This window comes from Pseudomonas sp. CYM-20-01, from assembly GCF_023169845.1.
GTDB classification, from domain to species: Bacteria; Pseudomonadota; Gammaproteobacteria; order Pseudomonadales; family Pseudomonadaceae; genus Aquipseudomonas; species Aquipseudomonas azotoformans.
In genome coordinates this window covers 739,768-754,643 of the sequence record NZ_AP025169.1, presented here as the reverse complement: position 1 = coordinate 754,643, position 14,876 = coordinate 739,768, and the positions used below count along the sequence as shown (strand labels likewise).

General features: G+C 61.9%; 13 protein-coding genes. 1 reads left to right on the top strand and 12 read right to left on the bottom strand.

The genetic code is table 11. The annotated features are described in order from the left end of the window. Window positions 1–42 precede the first annotated feature (42 nt). The 6 genes from M2497_RS03315 to M2497_RS03290 form a co-directional block, all read right to left on the bottom strand. Window positions 43–924 carry a glycosyltransferase gene (locus tag M2497_RS03315; RefSeq protein WP_092246568.1) on the bottom strand — a complete coding sequence of 294 codons (882 nt, stop codon included), beginning with the start codon at window positions 922–924 and terminating at the stop codon, window positions 43–45. Continuing rightward, entirely contained in the window at window positions 921–2,069 is a 1,149-nt protein-coding gene (locus M2497_RS03310; RefSeq protein ID WP_248485827.1) for a glycosyltransferase, read from the bottom strand. The genes M2497_RS03315 and M2497_RS03310 overlap by 4 nt, the downstream gene beginning before the upstream one ends. A 59-nt stretch (window positions 2,070–2,128) precedes the next feature. Continuing rightward, window positions 2,129–3,529: a PIG-L family deacetylase gene (locus M2497_RS03305; RefSeq protein ID WP_248485826.1), complete on the bottom strand. Its 1,401-nt coding sequence runs from the start codon at window positions 3,527–3,529 to the stop codon at window positions 2,129–2,131. After that, window positions 3,526–4,422 carry an antimicrobial resistance protein Mig-14 gene (locus tag M2497_RS03300; protein WP_248485825.1) on the bottom strand — a complete coding sequence of 299 codons (897 nt, stop codon included), beginning with the start codon at window positions 4,420–4,422 and terminating at the stop codon, window positions 3,526–3,528. Before M2497_RS03300 ends, M2497_RS03305 begins: the two co-directional genes overlap by 4 nt. Beyond that, window positions 4,423–6,180, bottom strand: coding sequence for a carbamoyltransferase (locus M2497_RS03295; RefSeq protein ID WP_034095562.1), 1,758 nt, complete (start codon window positions 6,178–6,180; stop codon window positions 4,423–4,425). A gap of 142 nt (window positions 6,181–6,322) precedes the next feature. Further along, window positions 6,323–6,679, bottom strand: a complete 357-nt coding sequence (locus M2497_RS03290) for a YceK/YidQ family lipoprotein (protein ID WP_248485824.1) — start codon at window positions 6,677–6,679, stop codon at window positions 6,323–6,325. 198 nt (window positions 6,680–6,877) lie between these two features. Between M2497_RS03290 and M2497_RS03285 the strand changes: the two genes are divergently transcribed. Then, window positions 6,878–8,962, top strand: a complete 2,085-nt coding sequence (locus M2497_RS03285) for a TonB-dependent receptor (protein WP_248485823.1) — start codon at window positions 6,878–6,880, stop codon at window positions 8,960–8,962. Here the strand turns inward: M2497_RS03285 and M2497_RS03280 are convergent, their stop codons facing one another. Genes M2497_RS03280 through waaC form a run of 6 tightly spaced genes read right to left on the bottom strand, consistent with a single transcriptional unit; the run spans window position 8,963 to window position 14,876 of the window. After that, entirely contained in the window at window positions 8,963–10,405 is a 1,443-nt protein-coding gene (locus M2497_RS03280) for a lipopolysaccharide kinase InaA family protein (protein WP_248485822.1), read from the bottom strand. Then, window positions 10,405–11,157: a lipopolysaccharide kinase InaA family protein gene (locus M2497_RS03275; protein ID WP_248485821.1), complete on the bottom strand. Its 753-nt coding sequence runs from the start codon at window positions 11,155–11,157 to the stop codon at window positions 10,405–10,407. The genes M2497_RS03280 and M2497_RS03275 overlap by 1 nt, the downstream gene beginning before the upstream one ends. After that, on the bottom strand, window positions 11,154–11,888 hold the full coding sequence (locus tag M2497_RS03270) for a lipopolysaccharide kinase InaA family protein (RefSeq protein ID WP_248485820.1): 735 nt from the start codon (window positions 11,886–11,888) through the stop codon (window positions 11,154–11,156). Before M2497_RS03270 ends, M2497_RS03275 begins: the two co-directional genes overlap by 4 nt. After that, complete coding sequence (gene rfaP, locus M2497_RS03265; RefSeq protein WP_248485819.1) at window positions 11,888–12,694, bottom strand: lipopolysaccharide core heptose(I) kinase RfaP; 807 nt, start codon at window positions 12,692–12,694, stop codon at window positions 11,888–11,890. The genes M2497_RS03270 and rfaP overlap by 1 nt, the downstream gene beginning before the upstream one ends. Next, entirely contained in the window at window positions 12,691–13,815 is a 1,125-nt protein-coding gene (locus tag M2497_RS03260) for a glycosyltransferase family 4 protein (RefSeq protein ID WP_248485818.1), read from the bottom strand. Before M2497_RS03260 ends, rfaP begins: the two co-directional genes overlap by 4 nt. Continuing rightward, entirely contained in the window at window positions 13,815–14,876 is a 1,062-nt protein-coding gene (gene waaC / locus M2497_RS03255) for a lipopolysaccharide heptosyltransferase I (protein WP_248485817.1), read from the bottom strand. The genes M2497_RS03260 and waaC overlap by 1 nt, the downstream gene beginning before the upstream one ends.

Here is a 14,876-nt window from a genome sequence, read left to right as displayed (position 1 = left end):
ACTATCACTGCTGATAGTCGCCTTTTTCATACCTCCCCCGCCTCACTTCCTGAGGGGTGCCAGATACAACCGCACCAAGCCACGCAAGGTCTTGCGCCCCCAGAACTTCAGCGGGATCTGCTTGAGGATCTCCCGCGCCAGTGGCCGGTCCCGATCAGCCGTCTTCAGGAACATCGAGTTGAGGAAGTTGTAGCGCACCGCGTCATAGGCCGGGTGCTCGCTGAAATGGGCATAGGTCTTGAGAATGTTCTGGATCATGTAGCGATGGTTCTTGTAGGTGTTGCTTGCGTGCTGCCGATACTGCGCCATCACCACGCCGAGCGCGTCAATGGTGTAGCCCGCGGCGGTGATCTTCAATTGGATCAGCAGGTCTTCCAGAGGGATCAGTGGGTCGAAGCCGCCGACTTCTTCCAGCACTTCGCGGCGAATCAACATGGTCGGCGCCGGCGGGAAGGGCTTGCGGTCCATGAACATGTCGTCGAAATCCAGGCTGCGAAACGGTACGTCGCGGCGCTGCTTTTTCTCCGGGTGCAGGTTGCCGTCACCATCGATCAACTCGATATTGCCAGCGCACATGCCCACCTTCGGTTTACCTTCCATGTAGGCCACCTGGGTGGCGATACGGTCTGGCAGCATGATGTCATCGGAGCCGAAGGGTGCGATCAGGCTACCCTTGGCGCGGGCGATGGCACCGTTGAGCGTGGCGGTCAGGCCCTGGTTCTGCTGCACCTGGAAATCAAAGCCGTGCTCGGCCTGCAGGCGCTGGATGCGCTCGACACTGTCATCCTTGGAACCGTCGTCCACCACCAGCAGCTCGATGTTCGGGTACGTCTGGCCGAGCACGCTGAGGATGCTCTCCTCGATGTACCGGCCGTGGTTGTAGGACGCGATGATCACCGAGACCAGGGGTTGTTGCGCTGTCATGCTCTACCTACTTCTTTCAAACCGGTTTCGATGAGGTTCAGGTACTTTTGCTGGAACTCGGCCAGGGCGTGGTTCTCTTCCAGATAACGGAATACCTGTTCACCCTTGGCGCGCAATTGCTCGTCGCTCATGGCCAGATAAGTGTCCAGGGCCGCTGTCAGTTGCTCGACATTGCCAGGCTCGTGGGACAAACCACCCGCCCCTTCCACCAGCGGCAGCATGGCCGGCCCGTTGGAAGCAATCACCGGCAGGCGTCCACTCATGCCTTCGAGCAACGCCAGGCCCAGGCCCTCCAGCAAGGAAGGCATGGTCCAGATATCGAAAGCGCGTACATATTTGAGGCCATCCTCGCGAAAGCCCAGCAAGTGCGCACGGCCAGTGAGGCCAAGGCGCTCGATATCCGCGCGCAAGTCGGCTTCGGCACGGCCGGAACCGATGATGCCGACCTGGACATTGGGGTATTTGTCCTTGAGACGGGCAAACGCCTGCAGCAGGTGCGTATGGCCCTTGATCGGCACCAAGCGCCCCAGCGCGCCGATGATCCGTGCGTCGAGCGGCAGCCCGAGCGCCTGGCGAGCCTGCTCGCGTGGCAACTGCAAGGCTTCGGCCTGGGGAATATCGATGGCATTGGTGACGAAGGTGGTGTTATCGCGGGTAAAGCCGCAGTTGAGGCCGATCAGGTAATCCCTGACTGCCGCCGATACCCCGACAAAGCGCCAGGCCGGGCTGACCAGGCGGCGCGTCTGGCGCCGGCGATAGGCGCGTTCGTACTCGCCGAAACCGTGGGAAATACCGATGCACAACGGAATCTTCAACCAGCGATTGAGCGACAGCATCATGTTCACCGACTTGAAGCGGTTACAGATGACTACATCGAATTTCTGCTCACGGCAGTACTTGTAGATTTCCCACATGGCGCCCAAGCGAATGCCTTTGAGGGCCTTCTCGGGAAACTCGAAATACTTGGAATGATCCGCCACGCTCAACGGCTGGCCCGGCTGCGGCCGACCGCTCAGGAAGGCTGACGTCACCTCGAACCGCTCCGTCGGCAGCGCCTTGACGATCTGCTCGCCGAGATCGGCGAAGTCATTCAGTTTGACGTTGTAGTCAGGCTGCAACTGCAAAACCTTGAAACGAGGCTTCATATCACTCCATGAGGCAATCGGGCTGCTACACGCGGGCAGCCCGACGAAAAAAGTCAATTTCAGTCCTGCTTCAGCACCCAAAGCAGCTCGTGACGGCGCACAGCCTTGCGGAAAAATTCGTTCTCGCCGTAAGGCGATGGACCACGGCCGGCCAGCCATTGCTGCAACAGGCGACGCACCCGGCGCTTGAACGGTGCACGGGGCTGCAGATCATGCATCATGCCCAGCGCCATGGCCTTGTCCTGCTGCTGGCTCAGGCTGAGCACCCGGCAATAGGGCTCAAGTACCTGGGCGGCATCGAACTGCGGCGGCAAAGCGATGCCAGCGCCTGAATCACCCATGGGCCAACGGTCGTTATCGTGCAGATGGTTGGCATAGCCAAGCAACATGGTCGGCTGCCACTCAAGCCCCTGCAATGCCTGCACCACCGCGGTGTGGGCGCAGATATGGTCAGGGTGAGGGTCGAGCACTGGCGTCGGCAACACAATCACCTCGGGACGCGCCTTGAGCAACACTGCACGCAGGTCGGCAATCAGGTTGTTCCAGGTCGGCGCACCGTCCACATCCCCCGGCAACGCCAAGGCATTGAACTGGCGGAACAGCCGCGTATCGTCCAACTGCGCTTCGCGCGATGCCTGGGGTTGATCGGGGGCATCACGCATGGCCGGCAGTTGCAGGCAGAAATACCCCAACTGCACGCAGTGCGCCTCGGGCACGCCGGCCCAGCGCGGCACGGCAATGCTGTCCCAGGCACGCAAGCGCCCTTTGATCCGCGCCGCTTCAGCCTTGGGCAAACCCATTTGCTGATAGTGCTCGGCCTCGATCTCACCCGCGGTCAGGGTCACGATCCAGCTTTCATCCGCCTGGCTGTAAAGGCCGAAGGCGGCCAGTTCGGCATCGTCGGCATGGGGGGCGATCACCATCACACGCTGACGGGCTACGTCAGGCTGGCGAAACACCCACAAGACCGGCTGTCCGATCACGCGGCAAAAACGACCGCGCAGGCGCAGTTCACCGCCGACCAATGCCGCCGCCGAACCGGTGAGGTTGAGGTAACGTTTGCCGGCCACCCCACGTTCGAACGCCTGGCGATCGTCCAGAAATTCAACTGCAGGATCAAACAAACGCCCCCATAGGTTGCTTTTGAGCTGCACTTCGACGATCAGCGTTTCATCGCCAGCCAGCTCGAGCGGCGTCTCTGCCAGCAACCTGCCGCCTTCCAGACGCAGCCCGACCTGTTGGCCACTCGACGCAAAACGGTATTGGTAGTCGTCCTTGGGCGAATAAAACAGGTGGTCGGCAAACCAGGCTTCATGGGCCACCCACAGCACAACCGCGAGGATCAGTGGTAACCACCAGGCCACCAGCACACCGGCCGCGATCAACAGCAGCAGCCCGATCAGCAGGGCAATGCGTTTATTGCGCCGGTGGCGCTTGAGCAGTTGCTGTTTGCGGCTCATACGCTGAACACCGGCACCGGGTTGCACCAGCGCTCCTTGTACTCGCGGTCGGCACGCCCGAAGGAAAAGCGCAGCGGTTTATCCACGGCCCGCGCCTGTTCCCAGGCGCTTTGGGTGTTGAGGAAGCTCAGCACACTGCCGGGGCTGAATGCCCGGGTTTCAGGGTCGACACCGCCATTGACGTACTCGATGCTGATCCACTCCGGCGCCTCGACGCGGTACACAAGCTGTACGGCAATCGGAGCATCGTTGAGAAACAGCACCGAGCCGATCAGGAACTCTTTGAGCAGCGCCAGCACCTCGGCCAGGCGCTCGGCGCCTGTGGCGGGAAAGCCCCAGCGGCGCTGGAACAGATCGCAGTAGATCGCCGCCAGCTCCACACTGGAAAACTCGCTCACCGCCCGCACCACGCCGCCCGCCTCTTCCAGCAGACGCAATTCGCGGCGCTGGTTGTAGCGAAACTTCTTCGACAGGTCTTCGGGGGTACGCGCCATGGCCAATTGCTCGGCCTGGGACTTGAGGGTGCTGATGCGGCCCTCGTTCAGCGCTGACAGGTAGCGCCCGCGATGGCGCACCGGCAACTGCGCATCGGCAGTGATCGGCAGGATGATCTCGGCATTGCCCAGGTCAAACAGGCCTTTCTTGCCGCTGCGCTTGAGTACGTCCTTGGACAAGGCCAGGTCGCGCCCCCAGGTGGCAATCGCCCCTCGGAGTTCACCGTCCTGTTCCCAGCCCAGGTAACGCACCGGAATCTGCGCCAGGCCCGCCAAGCGCTCGACAAACTGCGGATGGGTCGCAACGCTGCCGCCAAACCGCTGCCAGGCCTGGGCGTAAACCTCGGCCTCGACAGGCGTCCAGCCACGCTCACGCCACGCCTGGAAGCGGTTCAGCATTTAGACCACGGCGTCATAAGGGTCCACGCCGTCCTTGACGACCAGGATGTCTTCCATGATCAGGTACTGCAGGTCGGAGCCGAAGAACATGTTCAGTGCGTCGGTCGGCGAGCAGATCATCGCTTCGCCGCGACGGTTGAGCGAGGTGTTCAGGGACACGCCGTTGCCGGTCAGCACTTCGAGTTCTTTCATCATGTCGTAGTAGCGCGGGTTGTACTCACGCTTGAGCACCTGGGCGCGGGAGGTGCCATCTTCATGGACCACCTCCGGCACGCGGGTCTTCCACTCTTCGGCCACTTCAAAAGTGAAGGTCATAAACGGTGCCGGGTGGTCGACCTTGATCATCTGCGGCGCAACGGTGTCGAGCATCGACGGGCAGAAAGGCCTCCAGCGCTCGCGGAACTTGATCTGGTGGTTGATGCGATCCGCCACGCCGGTGGCGCTTGGGCAACCGATGATCGAACGACCGCCCAACGCGCGCGGGCCAAACTCCATGCGCCCCTGGAACCAGGCCACCGGGTTGCCGTCGACCATGATCTTGGCGATGCGCTGGGGCATGTTCTCGATCTTGCGCCAGTTCGGCTTGCTCTCGTGCTTGGCGCACGCGGCAATCACGTCTTCGTTGCTGTAGGACGGGCCGAGGTAGACGTGCTCCATCTTCTCCACCGGCACACCCCGGGCGTGGGACACGTAGGCCGCCGCACCCACGGCAGTACCGGCATCGCCGGACGCCGGCTGCACGAACAGCTCTTTCACGTCGTCACGCGCAATGATTTTCTGGTTCAGCTTGACGTTCAGCGCGCAACCGCCGGCGAAAGCCAGCTTGCCGGTGTCCTTGAGGATGTCGCCCAGGTAGTGGTCGATCATCTGCAGGGCCAGCTTCTCGAACAGCGCCTGCATGCTGGCGGCGTAATGGATGTACGGCTCGTCGGCGATATCGCCTTCGCGCTTGGGCCCCAGCCACTCGATCAGTTTTGGCGAGAAGTAGAAACCCTTGCCCTTCTCTTTATAACGACGCAGGCCGATGACGTTGGCGTAGTCGGTGTTGATCACCAACTCGCCGTTCTCAAAGGAGGCCAGGCGCGAGAAATCGTACTTGCTGGCATCGCCATACGGCGCCATGCCCATGACCTTGAACTCACCGTCGAGCATCTCGAAACCGAGGAACTCGGTGATCGCGCCGTATAGGCCGCCGAGGGAGTCCGGATCGTAGAATTCCTTGATCTTGTGGATCTTGCCGTTCTCGCCGTAGCCGAAGAACGTGGTGGCGTACTCACCTTTACCGTCGATACCGAGGATCGCGGTTTTCTCCTGGAAGCCGGAGCAGTGGTAGGCGCTGGAAGCGTGGGCCAGGTGGTGTTCAACCGGTTCGATCTTGATTTTCTTCGGATCGAAGCCCAGTTGCTCCAGGCACCAGACGATCTTGTTGCGGTAGCGCTTGTAGCGACGGTTGCCCATCAGGATCGCATCGAGGGCGCGGTCCGGGGCGTACCAGTAACGCTTGGCGTAGTGCCAGCGCGCCTCGCCGAACAGGCTGATCGGGGCGAACGGGATCGCGACCACGTCAACGTCGGAAGGCTTGATGCCGGCCTGCTCCAGGCAGAACTTCGCCGACTCGTAGGGCATGCGGTTCTTTGCATGTTTGTCACGTACGAAGCGTTCTTCTTCGGCGGCCGCGATCAGCTTGCCGTCGATATACAAGGCTGCGGAAGGATCATGGCTAAGGGCGCCGGACAGGCCAAGAATCGTCAATGCCACAGGGGTCTAGCCTCTTTTAGTCTGCATGCAGGCGGGTTGCGCCTGAAAAAAGTGTGCCTCCCGCCTGGGCGGGAAACAGCTAAAGGGCGGGATTATAGCGTAAAAGCGGCGGGAAGCTGTTAGCGGCGAGCGTCAAGAGGGATCAGCGGAAGATCTCGATGCTGCCGTCCCGGCTTTGACGGTAAACAGTGTAGGGCAGCACCAGGGTGTCCAGCACGCCGGAGGCGACAAACTCCACCGCGACAATGGGTAGCATGCTGCCGCCATGGTCGATCAGGCTGTTGTCCTTCAGGCTCTTGTCGGGCGCCGGTTCGCCATTGAGCGTGCAGAACCCATAGATCACCCCGCTGTAGATGCGCGGCACGTTTTCGCAGTGACTGCGCGAGTCCTTGAGGTTCTGGCTGGTGACCGCGTCTGGCCGCAAGACGGTATTGATGGTTCCGCAGCCCGTCAACACAAGCGGCAGCACACTGCACAAGACTTTCGACCCCATCCTCATGACCCTCTCCTTATGGCCCATCTGCCATTGTTATTGCCAAGGCTGACCACGCTAACATCGCAAGGGCAGGTGACCCAAAGCAGCAACATTGATTTGCAGCGTAGGACGATTCCCAAATGATAAAAATCGCCCGAGCCACTAAACTCGCGCCCCTTTGCGCGTCTACCGCCTATGCGCGCCATGGATTCCCGCTGACCGATGAAAAACCTCGCCCGCTTCACCTTGCTGCTGCCTGGCCTGTTCGCCCTGAGCGATGCCGCTCGGGCTGAAGACGCCCCGCTGGTCCTCGACCCCAGCGTGGTCACCGGCTCACGCAGCGCCAGCCCGACCTTCGCCCTGCCGTACTCGGTGGACGGCATCAGCCGCGAACAGATCAGCGATGGCCAATTGGGCATCAACGCCTCCGAGGCCCTGTCCCGCGTGCCCGGCCTGGTGGTACAGAACCGCCAGAACTATGCCCAGGACCTGCAGATTTCCTCCCGTGGCTTCGGCGCCCGCTCGGCGTTCGGTGTGCGCGGCATCAAGCTGATTGCCGACGGCATTCCCGCCAGCACCCCGGACGGCCAGGGCCAGGCGGCCACGTTCAACCTCGACACTGCCGAACGCATCGAAGTGCTGCGCGGCCCTGCCGCGACCCTGTATGGCAGCAATGCCGGCGGTGTGATCCAGATGTTCTCCCGAGACGGCGAAGGCCCGCCGCGTATCGGCGCCGAAACCCTGGTGGGCAGCGACGGCCTGAACAAAAACCACCTGAGCGCCGAAGGCGCAGCGAATGGCGCAGGTTTTGTGCTCGACGCTTCGCGCTTGGACACCAACGGCTACCGCGACCACAGCAGCGCACGCCGCGACCAGACCTTCGCCAAGCTCAACGTCCAACCGGATGACGACAGCAAACTGGCGCTGATCTACAGCAGCCTGGAACAGAACGGCACCCAGGACCCGCTGGGGCAGACGTGGGCGGCGTACAAGGCCGACCCACGCTCGGTGAGCGCCAACGCGCTGACGTACAACACGCGTAAAAGCATTGATCATCAGCAATTGGGCATGAATTACGAGCGGTATTTTGGCGATGCGACGCTGCAGGTCAATGGGTATACGGGGCGGCGGAGTGTGATTCAGTATTTGTCGATTCCAAGAGGCACACCCGCCAACGAGCGTGGCGGCGGCGTGGTGCAATTCGACCGCAAGTTCTATGGCGGCAGCGTGCGTTGGATGCAGCCTATTGAAAGCGCACCGGGCGAGCTAATGATCATCTCCGGCCTGGATTTCGATCAAAGCGAAGACAGTCGCCACGGCTACCAGAACTACAGCGGCAACACCCTCGGCGTGAAAGGCCAACTGCGCCGCGATGAAATCGACACCGCCCGCAGCCTCGATCCCTATATCCAGGCCAACTGGGCCCTCGACCGCTGGACCCTGCAAGCCGGCGTCCGACACAGCACTATGCAGTTGGACGTTGACGACCAGTTCCTCAGCAATGGCGATTCCAGCGGCAACAAAACCTATCAGAAAAATACGCCGTCAATGAGCGTGATGTATGCGTTCACGCCTGAACTGCATGGTTATGTGAGCGCGGGCAAAGGCTTCGAAACACCGACCCAGGCCGAATTAGCCTATGCGCCGGGCAATGTGGAGGGCTTCAACTTCGGCTTGAAACCGTCAGAGAGCACCCAGTACGAAGTGGGATTAAAGGCCCAAGTGAAAAACACCAGGATCAATGCGGCCGTATTCCAGATAACTACAGAAGATGAGTTAGTGGTCGCTCAATCCAAAGACGGCCGCACCAGTTACCAAAACGCCGGCCGCACCCTGCGCCGCGGCTTCGAACTGGGCATCGAAAGCCAGCTCAGCGAGCACTGGAGCGCCAACCTCGCCTACACCCGCCTGCAAGCCACCTACGACAGTGACTTCGTCAGCGGCAACACCGCCGTCGACAAGGGCAACTACCTGCCGGGAGTCCCTCAAACCACGCTGTTCGCAGAACTGAGCTGGAAACCAAGGGACTGGGTCAGCACCGCCCTCGAAGGGATGTACCGCAGCCAGGTCTACGTCGAAGACACCAACAGCCAACACGCCGCCCCGGCCTACAGCGTATTCAACTGGCGCGCCCGCTTTGAGCAGAAAGTCGAACACTGGACTTTCCACCAGACCCTGCGCCTGGACAACCTGCTCGACCGCCAGTACGTCGGCTCGGTGATCGTCGGCGACGGCAATAACCGCTACTACGAAGCGGCGCCTGGACGTTCGTGGTATGCAGGCGCCGGGGCGGAGTATCAGTTCTGATCAGTTGATGTCTCGAGGCAACCGCTGATCAATCAATTGGTACAACGCACTGCTTTCGGGCCAGTTACGCATGAACCGCGCCCGGTCCTTGGCATACGCCGGGGCGAAGCTTGCCTCGGAGCCGTGCTGACACATGGCGTCCAGGTCGATCAGCGACCAGCGGTCGTTGTCCCAAAACAGGTTGTGCCCCTTGAAATCGCCATGGCTGATGCGTTCGCGGATCAGTTCGGCGAACAGGTGATCCAGCGCCAACAGTTCGTTTTCCGGCGCGTCACCATTTTCAACGTAAGGTGCGAAGCGCTCGATGATGTCCGGGCCGGGCAGGTATTCGGTGATCAGGTAAGCGCGACTGCGCAACCAGAAGAAGCGTTTTTCCAGCACCGCCAGCGGCTTGGGCGTGGCGATGCCGAGGAACGCCAGGCGGTTGCCTTCGCGCCAGGAGTGCCAGGCACGGCTCGGACGCCAGAAGCGTTTGAGCCAGTGGGCGAAGCCCTTGATGTTGTAGCGTTTGATCACCAACGGCCGACCGGCCACCTCGACCTTCGCCACGCTGGCGGCGCCGCCGGTCTTGTACAAATGGCCCTGGTCCAGCAGCGCATCGGCCTGTTCCAGTACCGGCAGCATGGCCGGTTCCTCTTCCCGCCGGATCGCACGCAAGGCAAAGGCGCCGCGCACCACGCTGAACAGCGTGCATTCACGGCCGACCTTGCTCAGGAAGTCCTTGAGGCGCCAGGCACTGACCTTGCGCACCTGTTTCTCCAGGGCTTCCAGCGGCAGGGCGTGCTCGCCGTTGCCCAGCAGGTAGTACACCAGCAGCTCTTCGGTAAACGGCTCGAGATTTTTCGGCAACTGGGCGAAAAACACCCCGAGGTTTTCCAGCACGCGGTTGCGCGACAGCGGTTTGCCCGCCTCTTCGACGCGGATCCCGGCACCATCGATCAGGTACAGCTTGCCGTCCTGGCGCAGCAGGTTGTCCAGGTGCAGGTCTTCCTGCCACAGCCCCTTGGTGTGCATCTGAGCGATCGCACCCAGCGCTTCGGCCAGCACGGCGGTTTGTTCGTCAGCCAGCGGTGGCAAGCCTTCGACGGACTGCCAGGCATCGGCCAGGCTTTCAGCACCCTCGATGAATTCGAACAGCAACCAGCCGCCCTCGCCTTCCTGCAAGCCATCGGCCAGCAGCAACGGCGTGGTCAGGCATTGCTCGGCGAGCAGCCGCACGCCGCTGAGTTCACGCTGAAAGTGCCGCGCCGCCTTGCTGCCCACCAGCAACTTGGCCAGTACCGGACGACCACGCCAGACCGCCGCCCCCACATAACGCTCACCCGGCAGCACACGCAACAGACTCAGCAGTTGCAACTGGCCTGGGCCCGCCGCATCCGCCAGCTCGATGGTCAGTGGCAGGTCGGGGGTGCGGCCAGCGGTTTTCAGCTCGGACAGGCGCATCAACGGTTTTCCTTGTGACTACGGCGCGCGGTCAGTTTCTGCAGCCAGGTGGCGACCAGCGCGCTGTCCTTCGGTTGATCCAGATAGGCAGCCAACAGTTGGCGCACCTGTTCGTCCGACCACTGCGGTGCACGTCGCAACAACGGCTCCAGGTCCTTGACCCGATCACGCCAGCCGAACAACAGCGGACGGGTTTTCTCCAGGTCGATCAACTGCGCGGTATAGCCGTCGCCGGTGGCCTGCATAAAAATATGTTTGGGATAAAAACAGCCATGCACCTGGCCGACGCTGTGCAACCGACGAGCAAGCTCACCGCAGGCCCGCAGGATCGCGCGGTGCTGGGCATCGCTCAGTTGGGGCCACTGCTCCAGCAGCGAATCCAAGTCATTCCAGCCGTCCAGGGCACGTGTCAGCAGCATCGCGCGATGCTCGCCGCCCACCTTGCGCTCGCCGTAGAACGCCGCCTGCAAGGCAGGGATGCCGAGCTTGCGGTAACGACTGATATTGCGGAACTCGCGGGAGAAACTCGGCTCGCCAAAGGGACGGTGCAGGCTGCGCGTCAGGTAGTTGCTCTGACGCTTGAGGTAATAACCGTGGCCGTCGAGCTCCAGGCGAAAGACGCTGCTCCAGCCACCGCGACTGGTATTGGGTTCATCCACTGCATCCAGTTGCTTGGCCCACAGGGCATCGAACGTCGCCAAGCCGTTGCGCTCCAGCAGCGCCCGGTCTTCAGCCGCCAGGAAATCACTCATTCGCGTCCCTCGAAAAACTTCACCACATGGCGAATACGCTGTTTGTCCGCTGCACTCAGGTGCCGGCGCTGACGGTATTGCATGTAGAAACGCAGGCGCTGGGTGGCGGACAGGTGATACTTGGCCACCTTGTCCAGGCAGGCCAGGTCTTTGGTGATGCGGTACTTGAGCCAGAACCCGCGCCAGAAATCGCCGTTGGGGCAGTCGATCAGGTACAGGGTCTGGTGGTCATCGATCAACAGGTTGCGCCACTTCAAGTCGTTATGGGTAAAGCGATGATCGTGCATGGTGCGCGTGTATTCGGCGAGCTGACGGCTCACCGCGTTGACCCACTTGGGATCGTGCAGGCGCGCATCGTTGCGCTCGGCCAATACCGAGAGGTCTTCGGTCTTCGGCAGTTCGCGGGTGATCATCGCCCCACGATCATAGGCCAGGCCCTTGCGCTCCAGCCCCCAGGCAACCACATCGGCGGTGGGAATGCCCCATTTGGCAAAACGCTTGAGGTTCTGCCATTCGGACTTGACCCGCGGCTTGCCCAGGTAGCGCCGCAGCCCTTTGCCGGCACCGATGTAGCGCTTGACGTAATAGTTGACCCCGCCACGCTCCACGCGGATCACTTCCGACAGCGGGTCGCGGGTCAGCCGTTCGCCTTGCAGGGCGAAGACCGCTTCGAGGCTGCCAAAATCATCCGCCAGGCTGGCGTAAGCAGGTTCCAGGTTCCAACCCGCCATCAGATCGCATCCCCATAACGCAGCTTGCGCGCATACAGCTTGTCGGCCTTGCGCTGCATCAAGCTCAGGGACGCTGATTGCTCGGCGAGGATCTGGCGCAGCGGCTGGCGGAAGTAGCCCTTGAGGAAACGCAGTTTGTCGCGACGGGTGAGTCCGATATCCAGCGCCGAGTAGTACAGCGCGGACAGGTCCTTGTCGCGCCAGCGCAACGGCAAGTGCGCGCGCAATTGGGCACGGTGCAGGTCGATCACCGACAGCTTGATGTTGTTCGCATCGATGGGCTTGGCAGTGTCCAGCAGGAAATGGCACAGGTAGCAGTCGCGGTGGTTCACACCCCCCCGGTGCATATCGCCGACCATGCGCGCCAGTTCGGCCGTGAGGGCATGACGCAACGCGGGTGCCGGCGGTTCGGCGACCCAGTTGATCGTGACGTCTTCGAGGCTGAGGGTCGGCGCCAGCTCTTCGGTGATGATGAACGAGTGCTGGTCCGCCGGGTTGCTGCCCTTTTCGCCGAACGCCACACCGGTCATGGTCGGCACGCCGAGCTCCTGCAGGCGATGAATCGCCGCCCACTCAAGGCCCGCCCCGAGTACCGGCAGCTTGGCGGTGATCAGGTTCTTGAGGATTTCACCCCAGCCGATGCCACGGTGGATCTTCACGAAATACGGACGGCCATCCACCTCGGTACGCAGGGTGCGACGCGCCGCCAGTTCACGGAATACTTCACCTTGCAGTTTCTCGACTTCGGCAAAGGCATCGAGCCCGGCCCATAAAGTCTTGAACGGTTCGGCAAGAATCAACTTCATCGTTTTGGCTCCGCCAGAATCACATCCGCAGCGTGCTGCGGCATGCTGTAAAGGTCGGCCGTCTCAGCGAAGGCCAAGCCATTGCGGCTCCAGGCCGCGCGCTGTGCCGTGTCGGTGAGCATATTCGCCAGGTATTGATTGAGTTGCGTCTGTTCAAACGGCTCATCCAGTACCAGGCCACTGTCGGCCTCGGCGATGTAGTGGGCATACCCACACACGGCCGAGACCAGTACCGGCAGCCCGGCCACCAAGGCTTCGAGCAAGACGGTGCCGGTATTTTCGTTGTACGCCGGGTGGATCAACAGGTCGGCGCCCAGCAGGAAACGCGGGATATCACTGCGCCCCTTGAGAAACTGCACATTATCGCCCAGGCCCAAGGTAGCGCTTTGCAGTTGGAATACCTTGGGGTCGTCCTGGCCGATTACAAACAGGCGCGTGCGTTTTTTCAGTTCAGACGGCAACGCGGCCACGGCCTTGAGGCTGCGGTCGACGCCCTTGGTCTTGAAGCCCGAACCGATCTGCACCAACAGCAGCTCGTCGTCGCCGAGGTTGAATTCCTTGCGGAAACCTTCGCGGATTTCGGCGGCATTCGGCGGCGCGCGACGGTCCTGGGCAATGCCCGGCGGCAGCAGGTGGAAGCGTTCCACCGGGGTGTCGTAATGCTTGATGAACAGTGGTTGCTGCACTTCGGAAATCATCAGGACTTCGGTCTTGGCGTCCTTGGCGAACACCGCGCGCTCGTACTCGGCAAAATGCTTGTAGCGGCCAAAGTAGCGGTACAGCGAGTGCCGCAGGTTTTGCGCCTTGTCTTCAAAGCAACCGTCGGCGGCGTAGTACACGTCCAGGTTGGGCATTTTGTTGAAGCCGATCAGGCGGTCCACCGGGCGCTTGGCCAGGTCGGCGGCCATCCAGGCGCTGAGTTTTTCGTTGCGCCGATGGTTGAAGAACGCCTTGACCGGCGCCACCAGCACTTCGAAGCCGGGCGGGATGTCGCCTTCCCAGATCAGCGTGTACACACGAATCTGATGGCCGCGCTGCTGGCACTCCAGGGCGATGCGCATGAAGTCGCGCTGCAGGCCACCGAAGGGGAAATATTTGTACAGCACAAAAGCCAGTTGCATCAGTGCAGCTCCTCAGCCAGTAACAACGTGCTCAGTCGGCTTGCCACACGCTCAGGGTTCAGGCGCGTGAAGCACAGGGGCGACTCGCGCTTGAGGTCGAACCGACGCAGGTCGTCGGCCGTCGGTTGATAGGTACATTGCTTTTGCAGGCACGGCGCGCAGGGGAAGTCGCTGGCCAGATGAATCTGGCCCTTGCCGTAGGCGCCGGTGAGGCCGGGGTTGGTCGGGCCGAACAGGGAGATGGTCGGCACGTCCAACGCAGCAGCCAGGTGCCCGAGGCCAGTGTCCACCGCCACACAGGCACGGGCGCCGGCCAATACACGGGCCACACCGGCCAGGTTCAGCTTGGGCAGCACCTCGGCGTTTTGCAGGCCCTGGGCCAGGCGTTCGGCACGGGCTTTTTCAGCGGCGTTACCCCAGGGCAATTTCACGTCGACGCCCAGGCGGCCCATGCGCTCGGCCAGCTCGCGCCAGTAGGCTTCGGGCCAGTGCTTGGTGTCCCAGGTGGTGCCGTGCAGCAGCAGCACAAAGGGCTTTTTCGGCGGCAAGCCCAGGAGTTTTTCCGTGCTCAGGCCGTAGTCGCCCAGGCCTTTGGGCAGGTCATATCCGAGCGCCACGGCGAACAACTGGCGCAGACGCTCCACCGCGTGCTGCCCACGTGCTACGGCGAGGCGTCGGGAATAGAAACGTGCGGCCATCGGCTCGCGCGCGGAATTTTTGTCGAAGCCGGCGATGGGCGCACGCACGTAGCGGGTCAGCCAGGCGCTTTTCAGCAGGCCCTGAGCATCGATCACCAGATCGTATTTGGTCGACTGCACTTGCTGCTTGAACCGCCGCCACTCGCCACTCTTGATGGTTTGCCAGAAATTTTTGCGCCAGCGGCGGATCGCCACCGGGATCACCTTGTCGACCGCCGGGTGCCAGGTGGGAATCTCGGCGAAGCCTTCTTCCACTACCCAGTCGAATTGAATGCCGGGGATCGCCCGCGCCGCGTCGGTCAATGCCGGCAAGGCGTGGATCACGTCGCCCAGGGATGAGGTCTTGATTACCAGTACGCGCAA